We start from the raw sequence: 14,551 nt of genomic DNA, 5'->3' as shown, positions 1-14,551 counted from the left end.
ATGTTCTTAAAAGAAACTTTTATGTTTGACATGTTTCTTAAAGTAACATATAATCAAGCTATAAAGTTACTTAAAGGAACAATGGAGGTGATGCTGGATGAGGAGCTGGTTGAAAGAACTTCGTGAGACATTAGGTAAAACTCATGAGCAGGTAGCTGATGAAGCAGGTATATCGCGGAGTTACTATACAAATATTGAAGTCGGTACTAAAACTCCTGCTGTTCCTGCTGCAAAAGCTATTGCTAGTGTTCTTAAATTTCCATGGGAAAATTTTTTTGAAGACGAAAGTTCCCTAAAGGAACATATTTGAATCAAGGAGGTGATCTAAATGTCCATAGTTGTGATGGACAGCGATGACTTAGAACGGTTGCTTGAAAAGGTTGTATCTCGAGCAATTGAAGTTTACGCAGTACAAGTCCCGACTTCACTACCGCCAGTGCTTAGCATTAAGCAGTTCATGGAACTTCTGGACATTAGCAGACCAACAGCCACTGAGGTTATGAAACGTCCAGACTTTCCAGTGAATCGTGAGTTTGGTAATCCACGGATACCGTCAGCTTTATTACTTCGGTGGATCGATGAACACACCGAGTGGATCGATAATAACGCTGGTGAAGATTTCAAAGCTAAACGCAGACATGCAATCGGATAAAGAAAACCCGCCGAGCTTTATCGGCAGCGGCGGGCAGGGATTGCGGTAAGGGGAATCGCTTAACAACATCATACATCAGGCCTCTGTCCGATAGCATCCCATAAAACGGACAAAGGAGTTGAAATCTAGTTGGCAATCGGACAATTTGGAACCGCACTACAAGACGTCTTGAAACGTACCGGTGATAACCGGCATATTGCTGGAAAAGTAGCTAATGTCGATGCTTCTCAAATCGGGAAAATCGTTAAAGGAACGCGTAAAGCTTCTAGGCCAGTCATGAAGGCAGCGGTTGAGCACTACGATGATGGACAGCTTTTCTTGGCAGCAGTAGCAGATGTTTCTGGGGGAGCCTTCTCACCTTGGCTGGATAATGTGGATCTGCATAGAGCAAGCGTCCTAATAAAAACCGTCGAGGAGATGAAGGAAGTACTTGTGGCATCGGGACAAGCACCAATCAGCAAAACTAATGAACAAATAACGGATGCAGAGCGACATCAAATAAAACGACTGCTTATGGAAACGGTGGAAGCTATCACGGCCCTGACTCATCTGGCTGCAGTGCTATGTAAAGAGTATTCCTTTAGTTGGTTGGGAACTTGGAAGGAGCATCGAGCTGAGCTAAAAGTTAAAAAATATTTGAAATGAGGGTGCGCTTTGGAAAGAGAACAATTGGTCGCTGAGGCAAGAGAAGCGGGTCAGCATGCAGCTCATAACCTACAGATGATCCGGAAGAATCCGGATGTGATGCTACCAGGAAGGATTGAGGATGCTGAAGACTATCTGAATAATATGATCCGCATCGCTGAAGTAGAAATGAAAAATGACCGCCTGGCAGGGCAGTCACTTGGTTTGAAATCTCGGTTAGAGAATCTATTGATGTCCATTTTAACCCCGAAGCGTGAAAAGCACAAGGCTACCCTTTGAGGTACAAGTGCATTTATAAATTCTAAAAAATAATCCTATGGAGGCTAATAATATGAAATCAACTGGAATTGTACGTAAATTGGACGAGCTTGGACGGATCGTTATCCCTATTGAATTACGTCGCACTATGAATTTGGAGATCAAAGACCCTGTAGAGATCTTCGTTGACGACGACAAGATCATCTTCCGCAAGTACGCACCTGGCTGTGCGATCACTGGTAGCCAGGAAGATTTGGTTCCGTTTGAAGGGAAACTGTACAGCCGCTCAGTTATTCAGAAAATGGCAGCAGCAGCAAAGATTTAAGAAGGACAGGCACGGGCTTCGGCCCCTGTCTTGGAATGTCGGACCTTAGAAATAACCTTTCCTCCGTCCGGGATTCCAAGATGCGGCTGACGCATCCAAGGTGGTGGCGGATCACATAGGTGAAGGGAGCTGAAAAGGCCGTCTTTATTGGTGCAGTTACTCCCTCGCCCACCTTGAAAATACATAGAAAGGAGGCAGCTTATGCAAATCATTCAAAAGTTAACAGTGGTTAGTAATCCTACACGAGTATTTGAAGTTGGAACGGAGATTGATAGCCATGAAGTAATTGAGATTAAGCAGGTTGGTTCTGAGTATGAGGACCATGTTCATTCTGAGTATGTCGTTCTGGACGAAGATGGCCACATGATAGCCAGTGTCGAGAACGCTCCTGTAATCGTAGATTACAAGGAAATTGCTGAACACGACAACGAAAAATAGCCCACTGGCATGGGCTATCTCAGTTCTTTGAAAATCAAATTTTCTTGCCCCCACTATATCATGCTGGGGGCGGACTACACAAGGGGGGGGAGTTCATCCATGCGTGGAACGCACACATTTCTCTTACATGAGGAAATCGTTGACTTCATCATCGATGCGGAGACCTACTTTAATCCTCCGGTTCTAAATATCCAGCAAGGCGGGGAATCCATTCAGCATCATTTTAGCAATGAGCAATTGGCTGAGCTGGAATACAAAATCCGGACTTATTTGGATGGTATCCGCTATCCAGAAACACCTGATCAACAAATGATCTTACATGCTGAATGCAATGAAGCCATCGAGGAGGGAATCGCTTGAAACGTATCGTTTTGGAGCGCCTGACGCTCCGTAATTTCAAAGGTATTAAAGAACTTGTCCTCGCCGCTAATGGCGGGGACGCTGATGTCTATGGTGACAATGCTACTGGGAAGACCACTATGTTCGACGGCTTTGTCTGGCTCTTGTTCGGTAAGGACAGCCAAAACAAGGCTGACTTCGAGATTAAGGGTTTGGATGGAGCAGGGAAGGTTCTTCAGCACAAGTTGGAACACGAAGTGGAGGGAGTTTTCTTGATCGATGGCCGCCGTCGTACTTTCCGCCGAGTGTTTACTGAAAAGTGGACGAAGAAGCGTGGCTCTGCGACGGATGCCTTCGAAGGACATGAAACGAACTACTTTCTTGATGGTGTTCCTGTGAAAAAAGGGGAGTACACCTCAGAGGTGGATTCCATCATCAAAGAGGATTTATTCAAACTATTGACTTCACCTTCTTACTTCAATGAACAGCTAAAGAAGGAAGAGCGCCGAAAGACGTTACTGGAGGTATGCGGTGATCTTACGGACGCCGAGGTCATTCACGGTAACAAGGAACTTGCTTCATTACCAGGTATCTTGGGAGATCGCGACCTTGAGTCACATAAAAAGGTTATCTCTTCCAGATGTACTGTGATTAACAAGGAGATCAAGGAACTGCCGGTGCGGATCAGTGAAGTGCAGCGCCAAATGCCGGATGTTGCGGAGCTGGATGAAGAGCTACTCAAGGAAGATATCGCGATCCTGCGTAATCGGGTGGAATCAGGGGAGGCTGAGCTTTCCCGGATTCTTTCAGGTGGTGAGGTAGCGGTTAAGGAAAAGCGGCTTCGTGAAATTGAAGGCGAGCTGATCGATATCAAGAGTCGTATGCATTCCAATGTGTTGGATAAGTTGGCTCTCAAACGTGATGAAGTGAACCGGATGCATAACGAGTTGGATAAGTACCGCCGTACAGTAGAGGACAAGGAGCAACGTATCAAACAGAATGAGCGCTTAGTTACTGATCGTCGGCAAGAAGCAGATCGCTTGAGAACAGAATTTGCTGAGCTGAAGAGTCTTACCTTCGAACATCCTGAAGGTCATGATGCAAATTGCCCAGCCTGCGGTCAGTCACTCCCAGAAGATCAAATTAAGGCGGCTCACGACAAAGCAGAGGCTGAATTTAATCGTCGGCTAGCGGAGCGTAAAGAGCGTATCAATAATTCCGGAAAAGCAGCGGTGGCTGAAGCTCAGAAATTCGAGCAGGAAATCACTCGGCTACGGGAAGAACTTGAAGGTTTGACTAGTACCCTGAAAACCCTGCAGGCTGAGGTCGCGTCCGCTGATGATCAGCTGACTGTGTTACGTACAGGAGTCAAGGACCCAGTTACTGATCCTGAATATGCCAAGAAGCAGGCTGAAGCTACTCAAGTTAAACAGCAGATTGAAGTATTGAGAACTTCAGGTGAAGATGCTGCTGCAATAGCTCGTTCTGAAATTCGCCAGCAACGTGCTGAGATTGAAGAATTGGAACGAGATCTCACTAAATTCGATGGTGTCCGCCGGGCGCAGATGCGGGTGATGGAGCTAGAGAAACAAGAGCGGGAACTTGCAGCGGAGTATGAGCGCCTGCAGCATGAATTGTTCCTCTGCGAGGAATTCACTAAGACCAAGGTCAGCATGCTGGATGCCAAGATCAACAGCAAATTCAAGCTTGCACGGTTTCGACTCTTTGAGGATCAAATCAACGGCGGGATCAAGGAAGTCTGCGACACGCTTTATAAGGGAGTTCCTTATGATGGTGGGCTCAACAATGCGGCTCGTATCAATATCGGTTTGGATATCATCAATACGCTAGGTGAACATTACGGATTCTCGGCTCCGATCTTCGTAGATAATGCCGAGGCAGTGACGAGGTTGATTGATACAGATGCCCAGGTCATTCGGCTGGTAGTTAGCGAGAAGGATAAGAAGCTTCGCATAGAAACGGCAGCCATACAGGAGGCGATTTAATTGAGTACAGCACAACTTGCTTTAGTAAAACGTGACACCGTCGATGTGGTGGCGGAGAAAGTAAGGCAGTTTCAGGAACGCGGAGAGATTCACTTCCCCGCAAATTACAGTCCGGAGAATGCCATGAAATCAGCGTGGCTTCTCCTTCAAACTGTTCAGGATAAAAATTATAAGCCAGCTCTTGAAACTTGTTCGAAGGACAGTATCGCTAACTCTTTGCTGGATATGGTTGTTCAGGGACTAAATCCATCTAAGAAACAAGGTTACTTCATCGTGTACGGTACAAAGCTCACATTCCAGCGGAGTTACTTTGGGACGATGGCAGTCACAAAGAATGTTACAGGAGCTTCTGACATCGATGCTCAGATCATCTACCAGGATGATGAATTTGAATTCGAAATTGTTCGCAGTCGTAAGAAAATCACAAAGCATAAATCAGCGTTTAAAAACATCGATGACAGCAAGATTATTGGAGCATACTGCACGATCTATTGGGAAGACGGTAATGAGTACACTGAGATTATGACTATGAGTGAGATTCGTCAATCATGGAAGAAGTCGAAGCAAGGTCCCGACAAGGAGAACAGCACGCATAATGAATTCCCTGGTGAGATGGCAAAGCGTACTGTTATTAATCGAGCATGCAAGGCTTATATGAACACCTCCGATGATAGTAGCTTGATCATGAAACATTTCAAGGCACAGGATGAAATGATTGCTGAAGCTGAGGTGGAAGCAGAGATTGCAGAACATGCGAACGGAGAGATTATTGATATCACACCGGAAGCAGCAGTGGATAAAAAGGCTACTGAAGCTCCAACAGCAGAGAAGTCAAAAATTAATGAGACCAAACGACAACCGACTGGAAACAAGCCTCAAGCTGGTAATGATCCTAACAATTTTGCTGGTGATGTACCACCAATTGAACAAGAGATGGAATTCTAATGATCGACATCCAGTGCCTCGGCTCCAGCAGCGCCGGTAACGCCTACCGAATATCGGACGGCTACACCGTGCTTCTGTTGGAAGCCGGTTTTCCTTATAAGTCGATACAGCGGGCGCTTAATTTTGGAATGTCTGACATTGCAGGTTGCCTTATTACTCATGAGCACCTAGATCATAGCAAAGCTGCTCCTGACATTATGCGGACAGGTATTAACATTTACACCAGCGCAGGCACGGCAACTGCTAGAGGGTTAACAGGACATCGCCTGAAGGTCATAAGGGCGTTGGAACAGTTCACGATAGGCACATGGACAATTCTACCATTTGATATTCAGCACGATGTAGAGGAGCCGCTAGGCTTCCTGCTAGCCAATACAGCGGGAGATAAGCTGGTCTTTCTGACTGATACCTACTATTGCCGGCATCGCTTCAAAGGCCTGACTCACATCATGGTTGAGTGCAATTATTCCTTAGATATCGTTAACAAGCGGGTGGCTGCGGGTCACTTGCATCCTGCTCAAAAGAAACGGCTGCTTCGTTCTCACTTCGGATTGGAGAATGTGAAAGAATTCTTGAAAGCCAATGATACCCGTAATGTTGAGGAGATTTGGCTTCTGCACTTATCTGACGGTAATAGTGACGCAGAGCGCTTTAAGAGAGAGATTCAGGAGACTACCGGAGCTCTTGTTAGGGTGGCAGATCGATGATCAACGATAAACCTGTGATGCAGAGCATGATGGGGGAGCGGATCTGGAAGTTGATGAAGGTAGATCAAGAAGAGTTTAAGCGGGAGACACGAGAATACTTCGCGCGAGCTTACCCGGGCTGGACGGTGAAGCGGGTGAGATATCCGATCGTTTACCTCCAGGATGATAGAGATTGATATGAATGATTTATAGGGGATGATTGAATGCCCGAAGGCAGTTACCCGTTTCCGACATACTCAGGGCTTTTGCAGCCACAACATTACAAACAAATAGGCAGCGCGATATGGCTTTTCCTGTGGTGTATCAGCTCCACGACATCGGAGAAGGAAAGAGAGGGAACTGTCTGGGGTATCGTCCTCGGGAACAAGCCGATCCGCAGCAGTGAGTTGGAGGAAACTTTCGGAGTGACCGGAAGAACAATCCGCGATTGGATTAAAAGATTAGAGGAGCATGGTTACATACGAGTGACCCGCGCTCCATATGGACTTATTTTCAGTGTTCGGAACTCAAAAAAGTATCAAAATAGACCGGAAGTAAACTACCACTCTGACGATGGAGATAGGAAAAAAACTTCCGATCTGGAGGATGAAGATAGGAAGAAAACTTCCGATCACCCGGAAGAAAACTTCCGATCTAATAAAGATATTATAAAGATTTTGATTGATAGATGGATTAATGGTTTGGAAGAAGATGATCAAAAAGAGTTGAGTTCAAGATCCGGGGTGCTGACCGCCGCTGTGGGTGCCGTCTCCACAGGCCAAATAGATCTTGATAAACCGACAGTCGAACAGCGTGTCCTTAAAATCGAACAGTATTACATGCAACGTAATGGGCTACTCAGTTCCGTTACTGCCGATTGGGAACATGTTCGTGAGATTGCGAACGAGGCCATGCCGCTGGATCTCGTATACTTTTTCATCGATCTGGCAATTGCCCGGAAGAAAGCTAAACGGAGGAGACCTTCGGACAAGATTCGGACGTTCTCGTATTGCAAAACCGTTATTTATGGCTGCTGGGATGAATTGTCCTCATTTCTTGAGCGGTACCTAACTCCCCCTGCATCTTCACAGCAGGGAACAGTCGCCCTGGGACCCTCAAGAGAGCGTCGAAAAAGCCAACGTCAACAGGAAATTGAAGATTTAGAACAGTTCATCGAGGAGGAGAAGAAGCGTGGAGGTGGTTGAAGTTGCTCAGCTTTATCGAGAGATTAAGAAGCATTTCCCGTTTTTTGATGCTTCCGTCGAAAAGGTAAAAGCAGATTATAAATATCTCAAAGATTTTCCGGCGGAAACAGCCCAAGAGAATATTGATCGCTATATTCTGACTGAAACGGTAGAGCCAAAGATTGCAAACATCCGTGGCCGCCTGGGCGATTTGCAAGATAGCCAGCGCAGCAAGGAAGCTGCTGCAGAACATTTCGCCAATCTCGATGAGTGGGGTTCAAGCGATAAACCACCACCTGAAGGTTACTGGGAAACGGTGAAGCGGAAGCTTCGAGGTGAAACGGATGCTTGATCGTGAGGTTTTTTTAGCAGCAGCAGGAATTGAAATGCCAGTTGACCTTCAAGCCGAGCAAGCGGTACTAGGTGCGTCCTTGATAGACCAGTCGGCTTATGAAGCTTCGGCAGATATATTGCAAGGCGGGGAATTTAGCGACGAAGGACATGCACGGATATACAGAGCGATGCGTCGTCTCAGCAATGCGGAACAGCCTATTGATTTGATCAGCCTGACTTCACAATTGCAGGACAGCGAGGAAATCGACAAGGTTGGTGGGGTTAGTTACCTGTCGAAGTTGGCTCATGCAGTGCCGACAACAGCGAACGCAGCCTACTATGTTGAGCGAGTACAGGAGATGTTCCTTCGTCGTCAAGCGATTGATACGGCCCTAGATCTGCTTCGTAATGCTGGGGAGGAGCAGGATGTTAAAGGGTTCGTTGCAATGGCTGAGACTGCTGTATCTAAACTCTCAGACCAGACGGTTCCAGTACGTGAATTTATTGGGATCAAAGATGCATTGATGCAGGTCTGGGAAGAGGCAGAACAGCGGTATAACGTCCGTGATATAAACCGCGGAATCACAGGGATTGAGTCTGGGTTTATTGATCTCGATAAGATGACTGCTGGATTCCAGAAAAACGACTTAATTATCGTAGCGGCACGGCCATCGGTCGGAAAAACGGCTTTTGCACTGAACATTGCTCAAAATGTCGGAGTACGAGCGAAGGAGACCGTCGCTATCTTCAGTTTGGAGATGAGTGCCGCGCAGCTTGTACAAAGAATGATCTGTGCTGAAGCTCAGATCGATGCCAGTCGTATGCGAACAGGGAAGTTTGAAGGTGATGATTGGGAACGCATGGCGATGGCTGTTGGATTATTGTCGGAGGCGGATATTCACATTGACGATACCCCTGGTATAACGGTGAATGAAATTCGTGCCAAGTGCCGGGGGTTGAAGAAAGAAGGCAAGCTGGGAATGATCGTGATCGATTACCTGCAGCTCATCCAGGGTAGAGGGCGCAGCGGTGCGAACCGGCAGGAAGAGGTATCACAGATTAGCCGAACCTTGAAGCAAATAGCCCGGGAACTTGAAGTGCCAGTTATCGCCTTGTCCCAACTCAGCCGGGGTGTTGAGCAGCGTCAGGACAAGCGTCCAATGATGAGTGATCTTCGTGAATCGGGAGCAATTGAGCAGGATGCAGACATTGTAGCGTTCCTTTACCGTGACGACTATTACGACAAGGAAACCGAGAAAAAGAACATCATTGAAATCATTATTGCTAAGCAACGGAACGGTCCCGTAGGTACTGTGGAACTGGTGTTCATGAAGAATTACAACAAATTTGTAAATTACGAACGAGCGCAGAATGAGCCAGCACCACGGAAAGACATTGCAAAGCGCCAATAGGCGCAGTAAAGGAGCCAATATGGAAGAGCAATTTTACGGGTTTTGCTTCCCGGAACCGGGCGGCTGGCATACACCTTCGGTGACACTGAACACTCCGGAGGAAGTTTATCGCTATACGCAGCTCCATGGTAAGGCAGGGATGTTCCGCGAGGTACGGGTGATAGATGGCGGAGATTCTATCGTCGTACAGATGATTGACGGTCAGTATGTGTGGCCTGAAGAGTGGAAGCAGCTGAATAAGGGGGATGGAGAAAATGAAGCAGGGAAAACGGCCGACGCGACGTCAGAAGGAAACGATCCGGGCCAGTCGGCTTAATCCGGATAATTGGTTGGTTGAACGGGAGACGCCTGCGGAACTGGTATTAATCCCTAAGATCAGTGTCGAAGGGAAGACGAAGAAGCGGACAATCCGCAAGGGTTCCTGATGAGTGGGCGGAATTACTGGCACGTGTATAACCAGATGCGTCGTCATTATATAGATACTGGAGTTACTCAGGGACGTGTGGATCTGCTAGCTGAGTTTTCTGATATGGATCCAACGGAAGTGGATGAGGGTATTGCTGAGTTTGAACTCGCGATCGGTATACGAATGAGGGGAGTCGATCTTAATGGTTGTAAAGAAGCGTAAGCCGATTGATCCATTCTTTCAGGAACAAAATTACTTCGCGGTTGTTGATGAAACTGGAGCGATGGCAGGTATGGTGTACGTGCTTGATACAGCGATGATGCCGGTTAAGCATCGAGGAGGGAAACGCAATGATTCAGTTTACGGTTTACGGAGAACCGGTCGCCCAGGGCCGGCCTAAATTTAGCACTGCCGGTGGATTTCCGAGAGCCTATGATCCCGCCAAATCAAGAGACTATAAGGATTATGTTCGATTGGCTGCCAATGAGTATGCGCCGGCAGCTCTTCTAGATGGTCCGTTAGGTATTGCGGTTACTGCCTATCGTTCCACACCTAAGAGCTTCAGTCAGAAAAAAGCAGCAGCTGCAGAGCGGGGTGATATTCTCCCAGTGACAAAGCCTGATGCGGACAACTATCTGAAAGGTGTTAAGGACGCGCTGAAGGGCATCATCTGGAAGGATGATAGCCAGGTAGTGGACGCATTCGTAAGGAAACGGTACAGCGCACGACCACGCATTGAAGTGAAGATCAAGCAACTCCAATAAAAAAAACTGAGGGGAAGATCGATATGATAAAGGATTATGCAAAATTCAGTGCAACTATTGCAAAAGGAATTAAAGTTGGAGATGCCGATGTTGAAGTCAAATTGCTTGTGCCACTGAGAGTCATGCAGGAGAACTTCTTGTTCCTCAGTAGCAATCAAGGGGAAAAGATCAATGTCTTCCTGGGCGATCCTCAGGCTGCTTTCGATTTCGATGAAGAGGACGGAGATATATACCGAGAAGTCACTGGCCGTCGTGTCACAACTGATGCCTCGGGTGTCGTTATGAGCACAGATAAGATCGGTGAAGATGATCCTGATCAAGGCAAGCTATTCGAACAGCAAAAAGGTGCTTCGGATGGCGAGCAGAAGGACGATAATTTTGAAATTGTTGAACCAGATGCAGAAGAAGAAGGAGCTAATGAAGTTCAATCATCTGAAGAAGATATAAATGCTGGCGGTTCTGATGAGCATTCAGAGGGCGCAGACCTCAAACCGGATTGGCTGAATGATGGAGCTGGAACTGACTGCCAAGAAAACGAGGGTGATCCTGATGAATCAGGAGAACAAGTAAAAGTCGAAAATGGTGAAAGCTCTGATCTTGGAGAAACTGCTGCAGATGAGACAAGTAAGGAAGAACTGGACGCTTTTATCCTTGCTGAACGCCCAATCTTTCCTGAAGTCGAATATGATGGACAACCAATCCCGTTCCCTGTTCTTTTGGAGAAACGTATCAATGAAGATAAAACTTGGCGGGAAATCGCTAATGAAAATGGCATGACCAGTGGGCAACTATCGACCAGATGGACGGCATATCGCAAACTGGCAGCAAAGAAAATGAAGGGTGGAGGAGGAGCAGCGTAAGCTGCTTTTCTCTTACCTAGGGAGGTACCGTCTTGATATTTGCGGTTTATGCACTGGCAATTGATAAATATATCGAAGTGGTTTGGGAAACGGCAGTGAGGAAATATCGGATTGCTCAGTTAAGGACACTCATCGATTTAGCTCTAGATGAGCGAGATGAAGAGGCATTTTACCGGTATTCAACGGAACTAAATAGATTAAAAAAAGGAGGATGAAGAAATAAAGTACCTAATATAGGTGAAGAGGTTGTCAGCCTGGGAGTAATAAAAGAACGGATGGATTAAATCCCATCCGTTCAATCTTCGGTAAGTTTTAACTCCATGAGTTGCTTGCAATGGGGACACTTTTTTTCTAAGGTAAAAGTCTTTTTATCATTAATAGTGAGGAATGAAAGGAGTTGGACAATCAACCCAGGTAAAGATAATCCTGCTAGAAGCAAAGTGAGTCTATTAATTAAAGCTGTGTTTGTGATTGCCTGGTCATCAATGAAAGCTAGAAAAATCATGATGCCAATCAACCCAGTTACTCCTAGTATTGTGAAGATGAATAGGAGTCCGAATACAATCTTTACCCAACGTTTCATTTTTTTAAATATCATTGTATCACCTCAGTTCATAACAGATAATATAGAACTGTTTCTTCATTTTCCCCATTCTGTAGCACGCCATTTAAGCGCATCGGTATGGGGGAGGCTTTTCAAATGATTCAGACTGTTGCGGGTGATGCTTAGAGCTGCAGCAGTATATTCCGAGCTCATCTGTATAGCTGTTGTCTCGGGGTTAAACATAAAAAGACCGGAATCGTATGCGAGATGATGATTTCCACATAGCACTAAACCATTTCGAGGATCATCTGAACCATTATGTTTTTTAGGAATAATGTGTGCCGCCTGCAGAAGCTCCGGTACATTGTTATCACACACGGCACAGTATGGACCATAGCGCTTAAACACGTGGAACTTGAATCTAGGTTGTCCTGGACGGCTCTTAACATTGGCAACCTTTGATTCAGGCTCTGAATCTATAGCAATGAAAGGTTCCTCATCGATGTTTCTATCAACGTTAGTTTCAAATAAATCTTGCGGATTAAATAAGACCAAAAATGTTTTGGTTAGATCATCCCAGGAAACGATTTTACCAAGTTGTACTTTTCGTTTTGTTCCTATGTAAGAGATTACGAAGATTGGAACACCTAACTCTGCTGCATTTTTAGCAGACAGTATCTCATTAAAGTCGGTTACGCCTATACGAGATGTTTGAGGATAGTGATAAATAATCTCGGTCTCAGACAAGTCGTCATCGTAATGACTACCTGTATGAAGCAAAGAGACGGCTATCCCTGCGTCATTGGAGGTATACTTCTTAGTTTCTTTTGCATCACGGTAGATACCGGCTTGACCAGCGAAGAAATTCAACTGACGGAGGACTTGGGGATCAACACTATTGGGATTTGATACTTTGAGAAGCGCCTCCCACATGGAAGAGCGTCTCGCAATTTCTAAGTTTACGGGTTCGGTCATTCAGTTCACCTGCTTATAAGTAGTTCATTTAGTATTGGACGTTCCACCGTTCGATTCCTTCCGACAGGAAGTGAGGAATATGGAGATTTTGGGAAAATAAAGGTTAATTAAGAAAGTGAGGATTTAGTTGTGACAAATAAGCCTTTAACAAATCGCCAAAGTGAGACGCTTGAACTTATAAAGGCCTTCATCGTTCAGAAAGGGTATGCTCCTTCGGTTTCTGAAGTCGCTGATCTCCTGAAGATAAGATCGCGTTCTACTGCGCATTCATTAGTAAAGCAATTAGTAGACAAAGGGTACTTAGTGAAGACGGACAATGAAGTCCGGACATTACGAGTGGTTGGGCAGAAAAATAGTGATTCACTACAGTCACAGGAAGACTTAAGGGAGCAAAATTGGAGGTTACTGCTGGAGAATGTGGAGTTACGGAAGAAGCTTAAGCAGCTTGAAAAATACTGAGACATAAAAAGACCCCCATATCCTTGGTCGGGGCGGGGGTCCAATCTCTTACCTTCATTCGAATTATACCATGAGTGAGGGGATTATCTTGGGGAAAAGCGACAAATTAGCAATCCAACTGGCTTTTGACATCCTCCCGATCGACGAAAAGGAAACCCGTCGCCGGGTAGAAGAATATCTGGAGACGGTTCGTGTGTACCGGCAGATTGGCTTTGTACGGCGCCAGGCCGCATTAACGGCCAGTCCTGAGCCAAGGTATCATGGATCAACCAATGCGATCAGCCGGACGACGGAGAATATAGCTATATGGAATACAGATAGGGGAGCAGAGTTGGAACAAAAGTCTAAACTACTCGATTTGGCAATGGGGAGGCTTAAGAAGGTAGAGCGAGAGATCATAGAGCGGAGGTATATGGATTATGAGGATGAATATGATTCTATTCTATGTGGTGAAATGGGGATGAGTGATCGAAAGTATCGTCGGGTGAAATCAAGAGCGATATATATTTTAGCTTGCGCTCTTGGATTAGAAGTGTTGTTCGAGGATAAACAGTAGAAAGGAAAGGTGAATAGAACGTCGAAATATGTAGTAGGAAATGGAAATATACTAGGAGGTGTTACTTCTGATTAACGAAGACTTCTTTAACTCATATATACTTCAACTAAATGATATTGAGATGTTTTCTCAGATAGTTGACATAGGATCAACTGTTTCTTACAGTACCCGCAATAAGATAATCCATGGAATGGATATCAATGAGGAACGAGATCTTCCAGAAAAAATGTTGTATTTAGGTAACTTTGTTGAAGTTCAAGAAAAAAAGGGCTTCCCGTTTTTGTATAATCTCTTGTCAATTCGAATTTGGACTTTGTTAGAAGCGTTTGTCGATGAGTTTTTGATAAAGTTAATACTCGAAGAAGAAAACCTTAGGTCGATTAAAGAAATTGAAAAACTCAAAGGAGAGTTATTAAACTTTATTTATAAATCCAGATATGAACAAGCTGACTTTATACTTGAATTATTAAAAAGCGATCAAAAGAATGTTACTGGTTTTGGGGTGAACAGGTTTGAATCTTTGCTTAAAATTTTTGGTCATGATGGACAGGTGGAAGAAACGGTCAAACGCCAATTAATGGAGTTATCTCAAATTAGAAATGTTTTGGTTCATAAAAATGGTAAAGCTGATGGTCGCTTGGTAACTAATTGCTCGTGGTTAGGAATTAATGAGGGTGACGAAGTGAATTTAGATATGGGTCATTTTATTAGGTATATGAGTTCGGTACATTGGTACATTCTAGAAGTCTTTAGAAGGCATTTTA

At 45.3% G+C, this 14,551-nt stretch carries 26 protein-coding genes; 24 read left to right on the top strand and 2 right to left on the bottom strand.

Annotation, left to right across the window (positions count from 1 at the left end):
* The first annotated feature begins 109 nt into the window (after window positions 1-109).
* The 21 genes from ACWNM1_RS28810 (at window position 110) to ACWNM1_RS28710 (ending at window position 11,468) form a co-directional block, all read left to right on the top strand.
* Window positions 110-310: a helix-turn-helix domain-containing protein gene (locus ACWNM1_RS28810; RefSeq protein WP_438357167.1), complete on the top strand. Its 201-nt coding sequence runs from the start codon at window positions 110-112 to the stop codon at window positions 308-310.
* An 18-nt stretch (window positions 311-328) separates the two neighbouring features.
* A complete protein-coding gene (locus tag ACWNM1_RS28805) occupies window positions 329-652 on the top strand; it encodes a hypothetical protein (protein ID WP_081383892.1) in 324 nt (107 codons plus the stop codon).
* A 129-nt stretch (window positions 653-781) separates the two neighbouring features.
* Window positions 782-1,297, top strand: a complete 516-nt coding sequence (locus tag ACWNM1_RS28800) for a transcriptional regulator (RefSeq protein ID WP_076220872.1) — start codon at window positions 782-784, stop codon at window positions 1,295-1,297.
* 9 nt (window positions 1,298-1,306) lie between these two features.
* Complete coding sequence (locus ACWNM1_RS28795) at window positions 1,307-1,576, top strand: hypothetical protein (RefSeq protein ID WP_076220873.1); 270 nt, start codon at window positions 1,307-1,309, stop codon at window positions 1,574-1,576.
* A gap of 52 nt (window positions 1,577-1,628) precedes the next feature.
* Window positions 1,629-1,880: an AbrB/MazE/SpoVT family DNA-binding domain-containing protein gene (locus ACWNM1_RS28790; RefSeq protein ID WP_060622079.1), complete on the top strand. Its 252-nt coding sequence runs from the start codon at window positions 1,629-1,631 to the stop codon at window positions 1,878-1,880.
* A gap of 201 nt (window positions 1,881-2,081) precedes the next feature.
* Window positions 2,082-2,318 (top strand): hypothetical protein, encoded by a 237-nt coding sequence (locus tag ACWNM1_RS28785; protein WP_341145492.1) that lies wholly within the window; start codon window positions 2,082-2,084, stop codon window positions 2,316-2,318.
* A gap of 99 nt (window positions 2,319-2,417) precedes the next feature.
* Complete coding sequence (locus ACWNM1_RS28780) at window positions 2,418-2,678, top strand: hypothetical protein (RefSeq protein WP_449603666.1); 261 nt, start codon at window positions 2,418-2,420, stop codon at window positions 2,676-2,678.
* Entirely contained in the window at window positions 2,675-4,663 is a 1,989-nt protein-coding gene (locus ACWNM1_RS28775) for a hypothetical protein (protein ID WP_449603665.1), read from the top strand. The genes ACWNM1_RS28780 and ACWNM1_RS28775 overlap by 4 nt, the downstream gene beginning before the upstream one ends.
* On the top strand, window positions 4,664-5,608 hold the full coding sequence (locus tag ACWNM1_RS28770) for a recombinase RecT (RefSeq protein ID WP_449603664.1): 945 nt from the start codon (window positions 4,664-4,666) through the stop codon (window positions 5,606-5,608).
* On the top strand, window positions 5,608-6,315 hold the full coding sequence (locus tag ACWNM1_RS28765) for an MBL fold metallo-hydrolase (protein ID WP_449603663.1): 708 nt from the start codon (window positions 5,608-5,610) through the stop codon (window positions 6,313-6,315). The genes ACWNM1_RS28770 and ACWNM1_RS28765 overlap by 1 nt, the downstream gene beginning before the upstream one ends.
* Window positions 6,312-6,491, top strand: a complete 180-nt coding sequence (locus ACWNM1_RS28760; RefSeq protein WP_449603662.1) for a hypothetical protein — start codon at window positions 6,312-6,314, stop codon at window positions 6,489-6,491. Before ACWNM1_RS28765 ends, ACWNM1_RS28760 begins: the two co-directional genes overlap by 4 nt.
* Window positions 6,492-6,518: 27 nt before the next feature.
* On the top strand, window positions 6,519-7,499 hold the full coding sequence (locus ACWNM1_RS28755; protein ID WP_449603661.1) for a hypothetical protein: 981 nt from the start codon (window positions 6,519-6,521) through the stop codon (window positions 7,497-7,499).
* Complete coding sequence (locus tag ACWNM1_RS28750) at window positions 7,486-7,830, top strand: hypothetical protein (RefSeq protein ID WP_076220250.1); 345 nt, start codon at window positions 7,486-7,488, stop codon at window positions 7,828-7,830. Before ACWNM1_RS28755 ends, ACWNM1_RS28750 begins: the two co-directional genes overlap by 14 nt.
* Window positions 7,823-9,223 (top strand): replicative DNA helicase, encoded by a 1,401-nt coding sequence (gene dnaB / locus ACWNM1_RS28745; protein WP_449603667.1) that lies wholly within the window; start codon window positions 7,823-7,825, stop codon window positions 9,221-9,223. Before ACWNM1_RS28750 ends, dnaB begins: the two co-directional genes overlap by 8 nt.
* 19 nt (window positions 9,224-9,242) lie before the next feature.
* Window positions 9,243-9,539 carry a hypothetical protein gene (locus tag ACWNM1_RS28740; protein ID WP_449603660.1) on the top strand — a complete coding sequence of 99 codons (297 nt, stop codon included), beginning with the start codon at window positions 9,243-9,245 and terminating at the stop codon, window positions 9,537-9,539.
* Complete coding sequence (locus ACWNM1_RS28735) at window positions 9,469-9,648, top strand: DUF6906 family protein (protein WP_449603659.1); 180 nt, start codon at window positions 9,469-9,471, stop codon at window positions 9,646-9,648. The genes ACWNM1_RS28740 and ACWNM1_RS28735 overlap by 71 nt, the downstream gene beginning before the upstream one ends.
* A gap of 23 nt (window positions 9,649-9,671) precedes the next feature.
* The gene (locus ACWNM1_RS28730; RefSeq protein WP_449603658.1) at window positions 9,672-9,851 is read left to right on the top strand and encodes a hypothetical protein; all 180 of its coding nucleotides are present in this window, start codon (window positions 9,672-9,674) and stop codon (window positions 9,849-9,851) included.
* Complete coding sequence (locus ACWNM1_RS28725; RefSeq protein WP_449603657.1) at window positions 9,832-10,029, top strand: hypothetical protein; 198 nt, start codon at window positions 9,832-9,834, stop codon at window positions 10,027-10,029. The genes ACWNM1_RS28730 and ACWNM1_RS28725 overlap by 20 nt, the downstream gene beginning before the upstream one ends.
* Window positions 9,980-10,393, top strand: coding sequence for a RusA family crossover junction endodeoxyribonuclease (locus ACWNM1_RS28720; RefSeq protein WP_449603656.1), 414 nt, complete (start codon window positions 9,980-9,982; stop codon window positions 10,391-10,393). Before ACWNM1_RS28725 ends, ACWNM1_RS28720 begins: the two co-directional genes overlap by 50 nt.
* Before the next feature lie 23 nt (window positions 10,394-10,416).
* On the top strand, window positions 10,417-11,253 hold the full coding sequence (locus ACWNM1_RS28715) for a hypothetical protein (RefSeq protein ID WP_449603655.1): 837 nt from the start codon (window positions 10,417-10,419) through the stop codon (window positions 11,251-11,253).
* A gap of 32 nt (window positions 11,254-11,285) precedes the next feature.
* Entirely contained in the window at window positions 11,286-11,468 is a 183-nt protein-coding gene (locus tag ACWNM1_RS28710) for an IDEAL domain-containing protein (protein WP_449603654.1), read from the top strand.
* 80 nt (window positions 11,469-11,548) lie between these two features.
* Here the strand turns inward: ACWNM1_RS28710 and ACWNM1_RS28705 are convergent, their stop codons facing one another.
* Together ACWNM1_RS28705 and ACWNM1_RS28700 are read right to left on the bottom strand one after the other, a co-directional pair.
* Window positions 11,549-11,770: a hypothetical protein gene (locus ACWNM1_RS28705; protein ID WP_449603653.1), complete on the bottom strand. Its 222-nt coding sequence runs from the start codon at window positions 11,768-11,770 to the stop codon at window positions 11,549-11,551.
* Between the two features lie 123 nt (window positions 11,771-11,893).
* Entirely contained in the window at window positions 11,894-12,772 is an 879-nt protein-coding gene (locus ACWNM1_RS28700; RefSeq protein ID WP_449603652.1) for an HNH endonuclease, read from the bottom strand.
* A 129-nt stretch (window positions 12,773-12,901) separates the two neighbouring features.
* On the opposite strand from ACWNM1_RS28700, the gene ACWNM1_RS28695 reads away from it, so the two are divergent.
* From ACWNM1_RS28695 to ACWNM1_RS28685, 3 genes are all read left to right on the top strand, one after another.
* Complete coding sequence (locus ACWNM1_RS28695) at window positions 12,902-13,231, top strand: LexA family protein (protein WP_449603651.1); 330 nt, start codon at window positions 12,902-12,904, stop codon at window positions 13,229-13,231.
* 88 nt (window positions 13,232-13,319) lie between these two features.
* Window positions 13,320-13,787 carry an ArpU family phage packaging/lysis transcriptional regulator gene (locus ACWNM1_RS28690; protein WP_449603650.1) on the top strand — a complete coding sequence of 156 codons (468 nt, stop codon included), beginning with the start codon at window positions 13,320-13,322 and terminating at the stop codon, window positions 13,785-13,787.
* Window positions 13,788-13,977: 190 nt separating this feature from the next.
* Window positions 13,978-14,551: hypothetical protein (locus tag ACWNM1_RS28685; protein ID WP_449603649.1), on the top strand; the 574-nt coding region annotated here is incomplete at its 3' end.

Source organism: Paenibacillus sp. Marseille-Q9583, from assembly GCF_976954365.1.
Note: the sequence above shows the minus strand (reverse complement) of the source record. Positions and strands in the feature narration are given on the sequence as shown.